The following is a 15,575-nucleotide window of genomic DNA, read 5'->3' as shown; positions in this document are numbered from 1 at the left end:
GCCGACCGTGGGAGGTTCACCGGGAGACAACCATCAACGCCAGTGGCCCGGTGCGGCTGCGCGCGGACCACCACCCCGCCGCCCCCGCAGAGAAGAGGTGTGGCTTTCATCCCGCCCCTTGACAAACCGAACCATGGCAGGTCGCAGAGCGGAAGGGACGATTGTTGGCGGAGTTGCTTCATCCCGCCTTGGTGGTGTTGAGTATGCTTCATGCGCAAGACGCTTGCTCTCTGCTCGATCCTGTTCCTCTCATTCGCGTGCTCCAACCCGTCCGACCAACCTCGCAAGCTGCGCTTCGCCATTATTCCAAAGGCGATCCATATTCCGGTGTTCGAGTACGCTCGCATCGGCGCCGAACGCATGGCGAAGGAACTAGGCGTCGAGGTGTTGTGGCGCGGGGCGGAGACCACCGACGAAATTCGCCAGAAGGAAATCCTCGAGTCGTTCATCAGTCAACGCGTCGACGGCATCGCCATCTCGTGTCTGAACGGCGATCTGCTCACCGACGCGATCAATCGCGCGGTCGATGCCGGCATCCCGGTGATCACGTGGGACTCCGACGCGCCGAAGAGTAAGCGGCTGGCGTTCTACGGCGTCAACGACATCGAAGGTGGCCGTGCGCTCGGCGACGGCCTGGCGAAATTGCTCGGCGGGAAGGGTCGGGTCGCGCTGATCACATCGCTCGGCGCCGACAACTTGCAGAAGCGACTCGAAGGCGCGCAGGCTGCGCTCAAGCAGTATCCCGACATCACCGTGGTCGAGACCTTCGATGTCCGCGACGACGCGGTGCGGGTCGCCGAAGTGATCGCGTCGGCGACGCAGCGCTATCCCGATCTCGACGGCTGGTTGTCGGTCGGCGGCTGGCCGGTGTTCGTGCGCAACGCGCTCGACCCGGTCGATCCCGCGCGCACCAAGGTCGTCGCCTTCGACACCATCCCGCCCGCGCCCGACCTGTTGCGCGCCGGCAAAGTGCAGCTTCTCGTCGGCCAGAAATATTTCGGCTGGGGCGAAGAGTCGGTGCGCCTGCTCAAACAAATCACCGACGGCCAGCGACCGACGGAGGTCTACCACTACTCCGGCATCGACGTGGTCACCCGCGACAATGTCGATGCGTATCTGGAGCAATGGAAGCAGTGGGAAGCGGGGCGGTGAGTACAACCGCCGCCCGACTTGAACTCTCAGGCGGGGGCATCCCCCGTCAGGCCTGACTGTCTAAAGTACTTCTCGAATGCACACGACCAGTGCGTTCGAACAAGGAGTACCTCTTGTCGGTTGATATACTCAAGGGTCAGCTCAGACTTGAGCCAGAATACGACTACAATGATCAGCTGAATGGGGATCCACCAAGTGCAGCCATGACAGACCATGGCGGAGACAATTGAAAGCACGCTGGAGAAGGCGATCGCCTGGAAGGAAATCCAGTAGTTCCACGCGCGCTGAATGTGTCGATACATCTCCTCTTTGATCACGGAACTATTGTAGGCTCCCAACTCCCATACGGCCTGCGCCTTGAGGCGCCATGTCCGTTCCTCCCGACACCCGCGTTGAAAATCGTTCCGGTAGCGAAACCACCGGTGCCGGTCTTTGTCCTCCTCCCACTTGCCTCCCTGCTGAATGCACGTAATCGCTGATCGCGCACCCATTGCGTAGCCGACAAACCAAAACTCGAAGACCGCACGCGCCATTTGGTGCAGGACATACCCAACGAGAAAGAAGATCCCGGCCAGACCAGCTGCCTTGTCGAAACCCATTGCATTGCAAACGAGTTGTTGGGGGCTGGGCGACAACAGAGGCACGAGAAAGATGGCTCCAGGGATCGTGTACCAAACAACTTCGACAAGGTTGGTCATAGACGGATCCTCAGTGGGTTGTTCGGTCGACCGCTGGCGCCTTGGTGAGCCACGGCTCCAGATCGCGCAACGCGGCCGCTTCATCGGTCGCGACAGATGCGCCGCTGAAGAGTGACCACTCTTCGGGGTAGACGATTTCTTCACCAGGTTTCAGCGATGTGAGTGGGCTGAGGTTCTCAACCTCGATGAACTCGTTGGACGAATAGATCTCGACGGTCGCGCCGCCGTCGGCGTAGGACGCGCCGGGCTGATGCGGGAAGCGCTTCACGTACAAGACATCGCCGCGCAGGTACGCGGCCCAGGCTTGCATGGTGTCGACGCCGATCTTGCTCTCGTCGGCGCGCCGGCCGCTGGCCGACGCCGGGGCCGGCGGCACTTGCGATTGATCGACTTGCACCAGCGCATCACCGAAGCGGTAACGCGCGTCGGCGACTTTGGTGTAGCTCCACAGGATCAAACTGCGAGTGTCGAAGAACGCGGTGAGATCACCGACGTCCATCGGCGCCAGCGCACGGCCGCCGGGACGCATCACCGAGAGACTCCACGCCGCGTAGTCGAGCGTGCGATCGCTGACGTTCTTGATCCGCGACGTGACCCGCACGCGCGGCTGATGTTCGATCAGCGCCACCTCGATGCTCTTCTGAATCCCCGCGGTCGGTTGCGCCGGCCCGGTGAAACGAAGCGCGCCCGATCCCAGCACCGTTACCGTACACGGCTGATTGTCGGGTTCGTATGTGGTGGAACGGGTTTCGGGCGCGATCCACAGCCGCCAACCGCCGCGGAAGACGAAGTCGGGCTCGCCGGTTTTTCCCAGATCGGACGGGCGCAGGTAGAAGATGTTCTCGCCACCGGCAAGATGGAAGTCGAGTACGCGCGGACCGATCGCGGTCGGCACTACCACTTCGACTAGCCCGTTACTCAGCGTGTAGGTATCCGCCCAGCCGCGGTAGTCGCCTCGCTGTACGTTCATCGCGTCTGCTCCCGCCCGCGCGGTGGTGGCCGCGGCCAGCGCGACCAGTCCCATCACGATTGCCTGTTGTCGTCGTTGACTCACGGCGCCGTCTTAGCATGCGGGTTTGACGGGCGTACAGGGACGGTCACCGGATGCGGGGCTTCGCCCCTGCGCCCCCACCGGATTGCCCGGCGCAAGAGAGGCGCGGACACGGAAGCGACAATGACGGCGATTGCGTCGTCCGCACCTGAGGCCGCCGTCGCCGTCTAGGAGCGCAGCATTGGTATCGCAGCGCGATCGGGCTGCGGGCGCGCGCCGGTTCGCAGGGGGCCCACAAAAGAGGGGATCATCGGATGCGGGGCTTCGCCCCCGCGCCCCTACGAGGAGAAAACCGAGCGCGGTTTTCTCCTCGTGCTCCTCTTTCGCGCGGAGCGCCGGACAAATGCGGCGCGGCGTTGTGAGCCGGCCTCGTGCGCTGGCCTCGACAGATTCCACCGCTGCATTCCAGCCAATGATGGGCGTTGCTCTGCGACCGGTGGCCTTGGCGAAAGCACCCACCGACGGTGATAGCCATTGTCGCGAGCACTCGCGTCGGATTGCCCGGCGCAAGAGAGGAGAGAATCGGCGCAAAGATTTGCGACAAAGACGGCGAGTGCGTCACGCGCGCTGGCGGTTCGAGCCCTTCGACTGTGTTCGCAAAGCGGCGGGCAGCGCCCCAAGAAAACAGCCACAACGAAAACAGTTTGACAGTCTCAAGAGACTTGCCTTAGCCTGAAGCTGCTTTTCGCTACGAGGTCGGGGGGAGAGGGTGCTGACGAGCCTGAGACGCCATATCGGTGTCGTGGCCGCTGTGATCGTATTGTCCACGGCAACCATGACAGCGCCCGCGGTCGCGGAACTGGTCGAAACCATTGGCCGGGCCGAGGACGGCACGGTGTACCAAATCCTGTGGATCGGCACGGTGGCGCGCGGCAACTGCAGCGTGAGTTTTGCCACAACGTGCCTCGCCGACATCGATTGCCCCGCTGGTCAACGCTGCGCCGGCCTCGGTGCCGAGGGGATGTGGCTCACCACGGTGTTGGGAGCCACGACATCCATCGACCTCTGCAACCGCACCGTCCCTGGTTCCTTCACTGAAGCGCTCGCAGGCGCGGACTTTGCGGCGGTCTTGCCGGCGGCGTCGGTCAGCCGCTCGGGCATCATCGGCACGACGACCGTCCCCACCTTCGATCCCGTCGGCACCGGCACCGTCACGATCGGCGCGACGACGATCACTCGTGGTGGGGCGAATACGTTTGCGCTGACCGCCAGCGGGGGCTCTGTCAGCGCGGGATTCGCGATCGATGCCTTGAACGGTTGCATGCTGATGAATCGAAGTGCGTATGCCTTCGGTGGGGCGCCGACTACAAGTGTCCCGATCTGTCAGCCTACTCAGGCCAACGGCATCATCTTTGGTGAGAACGCGGCGATCACGTTCATCTACAACGTCGGAGCGATCGCCAGCTTTAGGGTCGGGGCCGGCGGCTTTTTCACCGACAGCAACGGCGTGCCGTCGGGCTGTCCCGCGTCCGGCGAGTACGACTCGATCGCGGTGAGCCATGCCGCCCCGGCGATTCCGCCGACACGCACCGCAACCTCGACGCAGACCGCCACCCGCACGGTGACGTCGACCCGTACCGTCACCAACACCGTCACCCGAACGCCAACGCGTACCGGGACGGCGACCTCGACGGTCACCAACACCGTGACCGTGACGCCGACCATCACCAACACGCCGACGCGAACGGTGACGCGCACCGCGACCGTGACGAAATCCAGCACCGTGACGAAGTCGCCGACGCTCACCGCGACCCTCACCGCGACGCGCACCGGGACCGCCACGCGGACGTCGACCAACACGGTGACGATCACCCCGACGGTCACCGTCACGCCCACCGCCACGACGACCGCTACCGTGACCGCGACCAAGACGGACACATTGACGCCGACGATCACCCTCACGCCGACCGATACCGCAACCCCGACCAACACTACTACGCGCACGGCAACGCGCACCGCGACCGCAAGCGTGACGAGCAGCGCCACGCGCAGCGCGACTCAGACTGCCACGGTGACGCTGACGCCAACCATCACCACGACCCGCACCGAGACACCAACCGCAACCGCGACGGCGACGCAGACCTCGACCCGCTCGTTCACCGTCACCGCGACCAGCACGCCGACCCCGACAGTGACCAACAGCCGCACGTCAACGCCGACCACCACGGTCACCGGCACCGTAACCGTGACGGGTAGTGCGAGTCAGACACGCACCGGAACCGCGACGCGGACGGCATCGGCGACCGTGACGTTGAGCGCGACCAGCAGTGCGACCCCGACCGCCAGCGCGACGCCGACGACCACGGGGACGCGCACGTCGACGCCGCTGTTCAGTCCGACCGTCACACGCACAGCCACCGTGACGGCGACGGTAACCGTATCGCCGACGATCACGATGACGCCGAGCGCCAGTCTCACGACTACCGCGTCGCAGACTCGGACGCCGAGCACGACGGCCACATTGACAGCCTCACCTTCCGCCACGCGCAGCGCCACAGTGACAGGAACAACGACCGCGACCATGACCGGTACGCTGCTGGCCACCGCAACGCCGACGACGTCGGCGACGACCACGCGCAGTGCGACCGTCACAGCGACCGCCTCGATGTTGCCGTCGCTGACTGGGAGCGCGACTCGCACCGCGACCGCGACGGCCTCGATCACCGTCACGACGACTTCGTCGCCTACCGGCACAAGTACCGTGAGCCCAACACCGTCAGCGTCGGTGACGCTGACCCGCACGCCGATCACGCCGGCGACGCTCACCGCGACATCATCGGTCACTGGTACGGTGACCCGAACTGCCACGGTGACGGCGACGCCGACCGCCACAGGGTCCGCGACGCGGAGCGCGTCGATGACGATCACGAGTTCGCCGTCGCCGACCGCGACAGTGACGCATACGATCACCGCGACGCCCAGCCTGGTGCCGACGCTGACTCATACCGCGACCGCGACACAGAGCGTGACGCCTTCAGCGACGAACTCCGCGTCGGCAACGGCCACGGCGACGCACAGCCAAACGGCGACGTTCACCGCTACTGCGACGCTCACCGCCAGCGCGACGGCGACCCGTTCGGCGACGGTCACTGGAACGCCGTCGCCGACCCCGACGGCGACGCTCACCGCGAGTGTCACCCACACCGCGACAGCGACTGCGACGCCGACGCCTCCGGCGTCGATAAACTTTGCCACCGCAACCATCGCCCTCGCCGGCCACAGCGGCCCCGTACGCTTGGCCGACATGAACGGCGATGGGTTGCTCGATCTGCTGGTGGCGGGTACGGACGGCAAGCTCGATCTCCTCGCCGGCAACGGCAGCGGTCAGTTCGCCCCGATCGACCAAGCGCGCATCGGTTTGGGGGCGAGCGATCTCGCGGTGGCGGACATGGACGGTGACGGGCGTCTGGATACGGTGGTGGCGAACGCGGCCTCGCGCAGCATTTCGGTGGTGCTCGGTGATGCGACGGGATTCGGCGAGGTGTTCAACTCGCCGGTCGGCGCCACTCCCCTGCGCGTCCTCGTCGACGACGTCGATCGTGACGGCACTCCGGATGTGATTGTGGTCGAAACGACGCAGATCGAAGTGCGCAAAGGGAAGGGCGATGGAACATTCCAACGACCGGTGGTGGTGAGCACCGGATCGCCTCCGTCTGACGTTGTCGAGTTCGATGTCAACGGCGATGGCTTCCCGGATCTCCTGGTCGCCTTGCCGGATCAGAATGTCGTGCGAACCTTCCTCGGCGACGTGCGCGGCAACTTTACCGCCGGCCCGCCGAGTCTCGATGTGCACGGCGATCAGCCGCGGGCCATTTCGCTGGGTGACGTGAACGGCGATGGTCGCGCGGATCTGATCGTTGCTCATGGGGCGAACCACGCGCTCACGCTGTTCGCCGGGATGCCGGGCGGGTTTGGTGCCGGCGCGGACGTGGCGATGGAGGTGCCGGCGTCGCGTCTGCTGCGCGCGGATTTCAACGGCGATGGACGCCCCGACTTGGTGGCGGTCGACGACGCGAGTGGCGTGATCCGCGTCCTGCCCGGCACCGGCGGCGGCTTTGGACCGCCGGTCGTCTTGTTGATGGGTGCGCCGATTGCGGGGGCCTCGCTTGGTGACATCAATGGAGATCGCCTACCCGATCAAGTCGCGTCGGTGCCGACGGGCAACGGCGTGGTCAGGCTGCACAACACCACCGCCACGGTGGTCCGACCGGGTGACTTGAACGGTGACGGCCGCGTCGACGGCAGCGACCTGTCCTTCTTGCTGACTGAGCTCTTCGACGGCGACGGCAGCGACGCGACCAGTTGCGCCGGCGGCACACTCATGTCCGGCGCGGCGGCGGATGTGAATGGTGATGGCAAGGTAACGGGCGCCGATGTTGTCAGCGTGCTGCAACGGATGGCGAGCGCATCGGCGGCGGCGAGATAGCGCTGACGATAGCAACCCGAGGTTGAGTCTCACGCAGAGCCGCAGAGAGCGCAGCGAATATCAGTGCAAGGGAACGGTTCATCAAACGCGCTGAGCTTCACCAAAATGGGGTGCATCCGTCTCTCCGCCTCTGCGGCTCTGCGACTCTGCGTGAACTTCTTCGCTCTTCGGATTGGTCACCTCGCGCGCGCGAGCGTAGGCCTCGTGGCTGTCTGTCTGCTGGCGGCGCCGCACATCGCCGCCGCGGCCGTCACCATCACGCAGTCGCCCACCGTGCCGCCCGGTGGATCCTGTCACCAGATTGCGAACGTGGTGTTCTGCACGATTGCGCCTGGGCAGACACTCAGCGATCAGATCGACGGGAGCAGCGTGCCGCCGGTTCAGATCGTTCTCGAAGCCACGGGGGTGCCGGCCAACGGCAGCTTCCCGCCGAAGACCGGCATCAGCCCGGTCTCGTCCACGTTCACGTTTACGCCGAGCGCGGCGCAGGTCGGACAGTTCACGATTCAATTCTTCGCCAGCACGGCCGGCGAGTTTGCCAACACAGAACTCGATGTCACGGTCGCGTTCCCGCCGACTCCGACGCGAACGTCGACGAAAGCGCCGACGCCCACCAAGACCGCGACCCCGCTGCCGACGCTCACCATCTCGCAACAGATCTTCGGGCCACCGGGGACCGGATGCTTCCAGATTGGCAGCACGGTGCAATGCACCATTGTCGCGGGCCAGACGATCGGCGATCAGGCGACGGCGCAGGCGATCCCGGCAACGACAGTCTCGCTGACCGCGAGCGGCGTACCGGCGAATGCCGCGTTTACGCCGATGATCGGAATGGGCACGGTGGTGTCGACGCTGACGTTCACACCAACGGCAGCCCAAATCGGCAGCACGTTCGTGATCACCTTCACGGCGGAAACCGCGCAATTGATCGCCATGGCGCAGTTCCAGGTGATGGTCGTTCCTCCACCCACTGCGACGCTGACGGCCACCGCGACGCTGACGCGTACCGTCACGCTGACGCGCACGCCAACCCTCACGCCGACGGTGACCTCGACGCCGAGTGTTACGCTCACGCGTACGCCGACGCGCACCGCGACGCCCACCGTCACTGCCACGATCACGCGGACCGCGACGTTCACTCGTAGCTCCACCGCGACGGGAACGGCGACCGCGACTCCGACGATTACGCCGACCGCTACCAACTCGCTCAGCCCATCGCCGTCGCGGACCCCCACTTCGACGCAGAGTCCGACGATCACGCGCACGCCGACGGCGACACGGAGCGCGACGCCGACGTTGACCAACCCTGCGGCGACAGCGACGCGGTCGGCGACGTTGACGGGAAGTCCGACGCAGACAGCGACGGTGTCGCCTACTATCACCCCGACCGGCACGTCGACGGTGACGCGGACGGCGACGCCAACCTTGACCAACACTGCGGCGACGGCGACGCGGTCGGCCACGTTGACGGTCAGTCCGTCTAATACATCGACCGCTTCGCCCACTGCCACGCTGACCAACACGGCGACGGCCAGCGTGACCGCAACTCGCACCGTGACGCCGACGGTTACGCGGACTCAATTCGTCGTGCCGACCGATTCGCCGACCGCGACGCAGTCGCCGAGTCCATCGCCGACACGCACACTCACCGGCACGCTCACCAGCACAGCCACCGCGACCGTCAGTCACACGGCAACGGCGACCCGCACGGTGACGCCGACGCCGACGGCGAGTCGCACCGCGACCGCGACGGCAACGGTCACAATGACCGCGACGGCGACCGCCACACCGACGGCCACGCCGCCGTTGCTCGTGGCCACGTCGACGATCCCGTTGGTGGCGGCGCCATTGGCGCTCGGTCTGGCTGATTTCAATGGCGATAACGCGCTCGATCTGGTGGTGGCGCGCGACGATGGCCGCCTCGAGTTGCGCAATGGCGATGGTGCCGGCTCGTTTGCGGCGCCGGTCACCGCGCGCATCGGTTTCGGGCCGACCGATCTCGCCGTCGCCGACTTCGACGACGACCAACGCGTCGATGTAGTGGTCACCAACGGCGCATCCAATAGTCTGGCGGTCGTGTTCGGCGATGGTCAGGGCGGGTTCGTGGAAACGGTCACGTCGGTGACGGGCAGCATGCCCGCGCGCCCGGTCGCGATTGACATCGATGGCGACCACGTGACCGACGTGGTCCTTATCGAGGGCGACGGAATCGCGGTACGACACGGCAAGGGCGATGGCCGCTTCGATTTACTCGGGACGATCGCGACCGGATCGCGACCGAGTGATTTTGTGCTGCACGACTTCGACGGCGATCACTACGACGATCTGCTGGTGGCACTGCCGGATCAAAATCGCTTGCAGATCTTTCGCGGCGATGGCCATGGGCAGTTCGCGGCGGGCTCGGTGCACGATCTCGCGCAGCCGCTGGCGGTGGCGCTCGGTGATGCCGACGGCGACGGGCGGCTCGACATCGTCGCCGGCTCGGGCGATCGAAGCATCGTGCTGTTCGCCGGCACGGCGAGTGGCTTCGCGCCAGCGCGCGTGGTGGTGTCCGACGTCTTGGCGAACCGATTGGTCCCGGCCGATCTGAACGGCGATGGCCGCCTCGATCTAGTGGCCTTGGATGCGGCGGCCGGCGTCGTCCGGCTATTTCCCGGAACCGGGCACGGGACGTTCAGTGTGCCGGCCGTGCTGATCCTCGGTGCGCCAGCCAGTGGCATCGCGGTGGGCGATGTCGATCACGATCGCCTTCCCGATCTGGCGATCGCGCTGCCTTCCGCGCACGTCGTCGTGCTGGCTCGGAATCGGACCGCGGTCACGATCCGCCCCGGTGACCTCGATCGCAACGGCCGGATCGAAGGCGCCGATCTCGCGCAGTTGATCGCTGAGCTGTTCGATGGCGACGGCGATGCGGCGATCAGCAGTGGCGGCGGCGCGGTCGTGTCAGGCGCGGAAGCCGACGTCAACGCCGACGGCCGCATCAGCGCCGCCGACTTGCTGCCGCATCACGGACTGTGAGGACGCTCTGCGCAAGCGCTGGCCAGTCGATAGGCATCCGTTGAGGGGAAGGGCGGAGCACCGCTCCGCCCTCAAGAGTGGTGCGCCCTGGCGCGGTTTGATCTTGAGGGGTGGAGCGTCGCTCCACTGAGGAGATTCCTTCACAGACTCTCATGACTGCTACTCTAGCGGCGCCCAATGCCTACCTATCGCGCGCGTCCGCGCGCCGCATTTGGGTCCACCATCCTGCTGTTCCACTGACCTGCTTGCCGATTCTGCGCCACTGGTAGTATGGGAAGTCGTGCGCCGCGCGCTACTTCTGCTTTGCATCAGCTTCGCCATCGTGGCATGCGGCGAGGATGACACCAAACGTCTGATCGGCGCTCCGACGGCGACCCCGCCGGACATTGGAACTCCGCCTGTGATCGGAGTTTTCGAGTCGTGCCCTGTGACACCTGGCGCGACGGTCATCATCAATGGAACCCCGTTCGTGATCATCGCCCTTGCCTGTACTCGAACACCAACGCCGACACCCACTCCGCGCCCCTGTTGCACTCCTGGAGAGCCCTGTACGGTGTCACAACCGGACGGCACGTCGGTCGTCGGACACTGCTTAGGGTCCATTTCGCACCCTACTCCAGACTCCGGGTCAATCAGTTGCTCTTGTGCGGCCAGCGGTACGATTCCGTGATCTCATAAACCCTACACTACCGCGATTGACCGAACGCGGTCCCGCCGTGACGAAAGCGAGCCGACCGGTGAAAGGAAAACGGAACTGGCAGACCTTCCTGCTACATGGTATGAGAGGCCATGTAAGGCGCGGTGATGGGTGGCAGGGCGACACTAGTCCTCCGAGAGAAGATGACCGACGAGAGCGGAAACCTCCGCGAGATGGTGATATGGCGAGTCGCTCCGAACGCTCGGCAGCCCGACGGCGTCCGCTACGCTTGGCGCTCATCCTCGCTGGCGGTCACGCGCCCACGATTCTCTATGACAACCATCATCCCAAAGGTCACCATCGGCACATTGGGCGTACGCAACATCCCTACGAGTTCGTTGGCGTCGCACGTCTCCTCGCCGATTTCATGGCGGACGTGCAACGGCTGATCGGAGGAGAGCAATGAAGACCGTCACGTTTACCGTCGAACCGTTCACTGAAGGACTGAAGCGCTTCAAGAAAGCCTTCGCGGCAGCGCGAAGTGGCCGGCGCGTTGCGCCGAGGGAGATCGTCGCTTTTACCAGCCTCGAAGCGGTGCGCAATTTTCTGACGCGCGAACGGCTAGGCTTGCTGCGAACGATCAGAACTCGGCAGCCGCGTTCGATCTATGAGCTGGCCAGCATGGCGGGCCGCGATCTCAAGAACGTGCAAGAGGACATTCGGATTCTGGAGCGACATGGGTTGGTGCGAGTCGCGAAACAGGCGCGGGGCAGCCGCACGGTCAAGGTCCCGCAGGTCCCATTCGAGGAGATCGCGCTGAAAATCGCGATCTAGTCTCGTAGGGTCCGCTGTGCGGACATTTCTCGTGGTGTGCGATCGCAGCGCGATCGAAGAAGGACGGTCCGCGCAGCGGACCCTACGGCTGATGTGGCGGCGGCTCCCTCACCGCCGTCTGCCAGTGGTGAGGAAGAGAAGCCTCATGGCTCGCTGTCCCGGTGATGATGCTTCGCGCTCTCCAACACTCGGCTACGCGTCGCGTTCGCCGAGCGGCACCATGACGTTGTAGATGCGATGGCCGCGCTGGACGCTGAGCAGCACGCTCTGTGACTGGCGCACTTCGATCATCTTCTTGCGAAACCCGGCGAGGTCTTTGAACGCAACGCCGCCGAGGCCGACGAGGTAGTCGCCTGGCGCCATGCCGATGCGGGCGGCGCTGCTGCCTGGCCGGACGCGGCGCACGGCCATGCCGTCGCGCGCTTCGTGCACTTGCACGCCGAGCAGTTGCCAAGCGAGATCGTCGGCGCGGTCGAGCGGATACTGACTCGCCTGCACCGTGACCGTGCGCTCGGCACCGTCGCGCGTGAGGTTGAAGCGGAGCTGACTGTCGGCGGTGTGGTCGCGCACGCGTTGTTCGTACTCGTCGCTGGAGCGGACCTCGTGGCCATCGAGCGCCACTATGAGATCGCCACGCTCGAGTCCGGCGCGGCTGGCTGGGCTGTCGGTTTCGACGCCGCGCACCAGCACGCCGCGGCGGACGCCGAAGTGGTGCGCCAACTCGGGCGTCAGGTTTTGCACGAGGGCTCCCACCCACGGCACTTGCACTTCGCCGAAGCTGATCAGGTCGTTGACGATGCGGCGGGCGCGATCGACCGGAATCGCGAAGCCGATGCCTTGCGCCTTCTGATAGATCGCGGTGTTGATACCGATCAATTCGCCATTGAGGTTGAGCAGCGGGCCGCCCGAATTGCCCGGATTGATCGACGCGTCGGTTTGCAGGAAGTCGTAGTACGTTTGCCCTTCCGTTTGCAGCGTGCGGTCGATGGCGCTCAGCACACCGGTGGTGACCGAGTGCGATAGGCCGAACGGGTTGCCGATGGCGATCACGGTTTCGCCGACCATCAGATCGTCCGAGCGTCCCATCGCGACATGCGGCAGATCGTCCGCGCTCTTCACTTTAAGGATGGCGAGGTCCGAATCCGAATCGGCACCGACCAGCGTCGCCTCGAACTCGCGCTCGCCGGCGAGGGTGACGTGGATGCGGCTGCCTTGCAGGATCACGTGTTGGTTGGTGAGGATGTAGCCGTCGGGTCGGATGATGACGCCTGAACCGAGGCTGGTCTTAGTGATGCGCCCGCGGCGCGACTCGCCGAAGTCGCGGAAAAATTCTTCGAAGAACGGATCGCGAAGGTTCCCGAACGGGCTGCTGCGTTGCTCGACGACCTGTTCGGTGGAGATGTTCACCACCGCCGGGCTGACCTTCTCGACCGCCTCGACGACGGGCGTGCGGCGCGAAACTTCGGCGGCGACAGCGGCGGTTGCAGCATTGGCGAGAACGATCAGGGTGACGAGTGCGCGCGCAGAGAGCATGCCTGACGGGTGCCGAAGGGACTCGCGCAAGTCAAGGCGGGTTAGCCTCAGGAGATAGTAGCTTCACCGCGACGGCGCCAAGAACGCCCCCCAACCCGAGGCCTTGTTCCTCGTAGGGGCGACGCATGCGTCGCCCGCGAATGGACGCGTCGACTGCGGAGAAAACGGAGGGCGACGCATGCGTCGCCCCTACACCTGAACGGAGATGACGGTTCATCTTCTGGTCTTCCGCTTCAATTTCAGTTGCGACTGTGGCCAGAGGCGCTATAGAGGAGCGACAACTCGGGCGAAGGCGCAGAGGGAGACGCGACCACGATGCGAGGATGGACCGTTCGCGATAGCAGTGAGCTCTATAACGTCGGCAATTGGGGCGCGGGGTTCTTTACGGTCAACGATCATGGCCACGTCGAGGTGCTGCCGCGCGGCAACGGCGGGCCGGGCGTCGACCTGCTCGACCTCGTGCAAGACCTCGAACAGCGTGGCTTGCGCCCCCCGTTGTTGGTGCGCTTCTCCGACATCCTCGCGGCGCGCGTGCAGGGGTTGTGCGGGGCATTCGAGAAGGCGATCGGTGAGTACGGCTACAATGGCAAGTTCCGCGGGGTGTATCCGATCAAGGTCAACCAGCAGCGCCACGTGGTCGAGGAGATCGTCCAGTACGGCGCGGCGCAGGGCGTTGGGCTCGAAGCCGGCAGCAAGCCGGAACTGTTGATCGCGCTGGCGGTCCTCGATACCCCCGGTGCGCTCATCATCTGCAACGGCTACAAGGATCGTGCGTACATCGAAACCGCACTGCTGGCGCAACGACTGGGGCGCACGCCGATCATCGTCGTCGACCGCTTCCGCGAAGTCGACCTCATCATCAAGACCTCGAAGGAGCTGAGCATCCGGCCGCACATCGGCGTGCGGGCGAGGCTGACCACCAAAGGCGCCGGCAAATGGGTCGAGTCGACCGGCGACCGCTCGAAATTCGGTCTCACCGCCGTCGAGATGGTCGAGGCGGTCGAAGCGCTGCGCGCGGCCGAGATGCTCGATTGCCTCGAACTGTTGCACTTCCATATCGGCTCGCAGATCACCGCGATCCGCGCGCACAAGGACGCCCTGCGCGAAGCCGGCCGCGTGTTTGCCGGCCTGTTCCAGATGGGCGCGACGCCGCGCTACGTCGATGTCGGCGGCGGCCTCGGGGTGGACTACGACGGCTCGCAGACCAACTTCCATTCGTCGATGAACTATTCCGTGCAGGAGTACGCCAACGACGTGGTGGCGTCGATTCAGGAGGCGTGCGAGAAGGAGCACATCCCGCACCCCGACATCGTCACCGAAGCCGGCCGCGCGATGACCGCGCATCACTCGGTGCTGATCTTCGATGTGCTCGGCGTTCATGAGATGCTGTCGGGTAAGCAGCCGGAACCGGTGGGCGACGGCGACCACAAGGTGATCAAGGATCTCGCCGAGATTTGGGCGACGGTGTCGCAGAAGAACGTGCAAGAGGCGTATCACGACAGCCTGCAGCTCAAAGAGGAAGCCGGGGAGTTGTTCTCGCTCGGCTACCTCGATCTGCGCGGGCGGGCGCGCGTGGAGCGGCTGTTCTGGGATTGCTGCGAAAAGATTCTTCGCATCGTGCGCGAGCTGCCCTACGTGCCCGATGATTTGGAACCGCTTGAGAAGGGGCTCGCCGACACGTACTACGGCAACTTCTCCGTCTTCCAGTCGGCGCCCGACCATTGGGCGGTGAAGCAACTCTTTCCGGTGATGCCGATCCATCGGCTCGAAGAGAAGCCAACGCGGCGCGGAATCTTTGCCGATCTCACCTGCGATAGCGACGGCAAGATCGACAAGTTCATCGATCAGCGCGACGTGAAAGACGTGCTGGAGTTGCATCCTTGGAACGGCCAGCCGTACTTCATCGGGGTGTTCCTCGTCGGCGCGTATCAGGAGATTCTCGGTGATCTGCACAACCTGTTCGGCGATACCGACGCGGTGCACGTGCGCCTTGGTCCCGACGGGCGCTACGAAGTCGAGCACGTCGTCGAAGGCGACGTGGTCACCGAAGTGCTGCAGTACGTGCAGTACGACAAAGGAACGCTGATCGAGAAGGTACGGCGCACCATCGAGGTGGCGATGCGCGCGGGCCAAATCAGTCTCGAAGACTCCGCCCGCCTGCGCCGGCACTACGAGCAGGGCTTGCAGGAATACACCTACCTCAGCCGCGACGAGTAGCGTCGCAGC

13 protein-coding genes are annotated in these 15,575 nt (G+C 64.9%); 6 read left to right on the top strand and 7 right to left on the bottom strand.

Translation table 11 applies throughout. The features are described from left to right. Positions 1-210: 210 nt before the first annotated feature. Positions 211-1,152 (top strand): sugar-binding protein, encoded by a 942-nt coding sequence (locus HYR72_25955; GenBank protein ID MBI1818442.1) that lies wholly within the window; start codon positions 211-213, stop codon positions 1,150-1,152. A gap of 26 nt (positions 1,153-1,178) precedes the next feature. On the opposite strand, the gene HYR72_25950 is transcribed toward HYR72_25955, so the two are convergent. From HYR72_25950 to HYR72_25925, 6 genes are all read right to left on the bottom strand, one after another. Continuing rightward, positions 1,179-1,850 (bottom strand): hypothetical protein, encoded by a 672-nt coding sequence (locus HYR72_25950; protein ID MBI1818441.1) that lies wholly within the window; start codon positions 1,848-1,850, stop codon positions 1,179-1,181. A gap of 10 nt (positions 1,851-1,860) precedes the next feature. After that, complete coding sequence (locus tag HYR72_25945; protein MBI1818440.1) at positions 1,861-2,904, bottom strand: DUF4380 domain-containing protein; 1,044 nt, start codon at positions 2,902-2,904, stop codon at positions 1,861-1,863. Positions 2,905-3,831: 927 nt separating this feature from the next. Next, positions 3,832-4,164 (bottom strand): hypothetical protein, encoded by a 333-nt coding sequence (locus tag HYR72_25940; protein MBI1818439.1) that lies wholly within the window; start codon positions 4,162-4,164, stop codon positions 3,832-3,834. Positions 4,165-4,281: 117 nt separating this feature from the next. Continuing rightward, positions 4,282-4,887, bottom strand: a complete 606-nt coding sequence (locus tag HYR72_25935; protein ID MBI1818438.1) for a hypothetical protein — start codon at positions 4,885-4,887, stop codon at positions 4,282-4,284. 12 nt (positions 4,888-4,899) lie between these two features. Further along, a complete protein-coding gene (locus tag HYR72_25930; GenBank protein MBI1818437.1) occupies positions 4,900-5,073 on the bottom strand; it encodes a hypothetical protein in 174 nt (57 codons plus the stop codon). Positions 5,074-5,103: 30 nt separating this feature from the next. Then, positions 5,104-5,769, bottom strand: a complete 666-nt coding sequence (locus tag HYR72_25925; GenBank protein MBI1818436.1) for a hypothetical protein — start codon at positions 5,767-5,769, stop codon at positions 5,104-5,106. Here HYR72_25925 and HYR72_25920 point away from each other — a divergent pair. The 4 genes from HYR72_25920 to HYR72_25905 all read left to right on the top strand — a co-directional run bounded on the left by HYR72_25920 (position 5,759) and on the right by HYR72_25905 (position 11,816). Further along, positions 5,759-7,327, top strand: coding sequence for a VCBS repeat-containing protein (locus tag HYR72_25920; protein MBI1818435.1), 1,569 nt, complete (start codon positions 5,759-5,761; stop codon positions 7,325-7,327). The two genes, HYR72_25925 and HYR72_25920, sit on opposite strands and share 11 nt — an antisense overlap. Before the next feature lie 204 nt (positions 7,328-7,531). Continuing rightward, positions 7,532-10,345, top strand: coding sequence for a VCBS repeat-containing protein (locus HYR72_25915; protein MBI1818434.1), 2,814 nt, complete (start codon positions 7,532-7,534; stop codon positions 10,343-10,345). 878 nt (positions 10,346-11,223) lie between these two features. Further along, positions 11,224-11,448, top strand: coding sequence for a hypothetical protein (locus HYR72_25910; GenBank protein MBI1818433.1), 225 nt, complete (start codon positions 11,224-11,226; stop codon positions 11,446-11,448). Beyond that, complete coding sequence (locus HYR72_25905; GenBank protein MBI1818432.1) at positions 11,445-11,816, top strand: ArsR family transcriptional regulator; 372 nt, start codon at positions 11,445-11,447, stop codon at positions 11,814-11,816. The genes HYR72_25910 and HYR72_25905 overlap by 4 nt, the downstream gene beginning before the upstream one ends. 192 nt (positions 11,817-12,008) lie before the next feature. Here HYR72_25905 and HYR72_25900 read toward each other — a convergent pair whose 3' ends face one another. Further along, entirely contained in the window at positions 12,009-13,349 is a 1,341-nt protein-coding gene (locus tag HYR72_25900; GenBank protein MBI1818431.1) for a trypsin-like peptidase domain-containing protein, read from the bottom strand. A gap of 315 nt (positions 13,350-13,664) precedes the next feature. Here HYR72_25900 and speA point away from each other — a divergent pair, with 315 nt between their 5' ends. Continuing rightward, the gene (speA, locus tag HYR72_25895; protein ID MBI1818430.1) at positions 13,665-15,566 is read left to right on the top strand and encodes a biosynthetic arginine decarboxylase; all 1,902 of its coding nucleotides are present in this window, start codon (positions 13,665-13,667) and stop codon (positions 15,564-15,566) included. Positions 15,567-15,575 lie beyond the last annotated feature (9 nt).

It is taken from the genome of Deltaproteobacteria bacterium, assembly GCA_016178705.1.
Taxonomy (GTDB): Bacteria; Desulfobacterota; Binatia; order HRBIN30; family JACQVA1; genus JACOST01.
The sequence above is the reverse complement of the archived record's forward strand: the minus strand, read 5'-3'. Positions and strand labels throughout refer to the sequence as shown.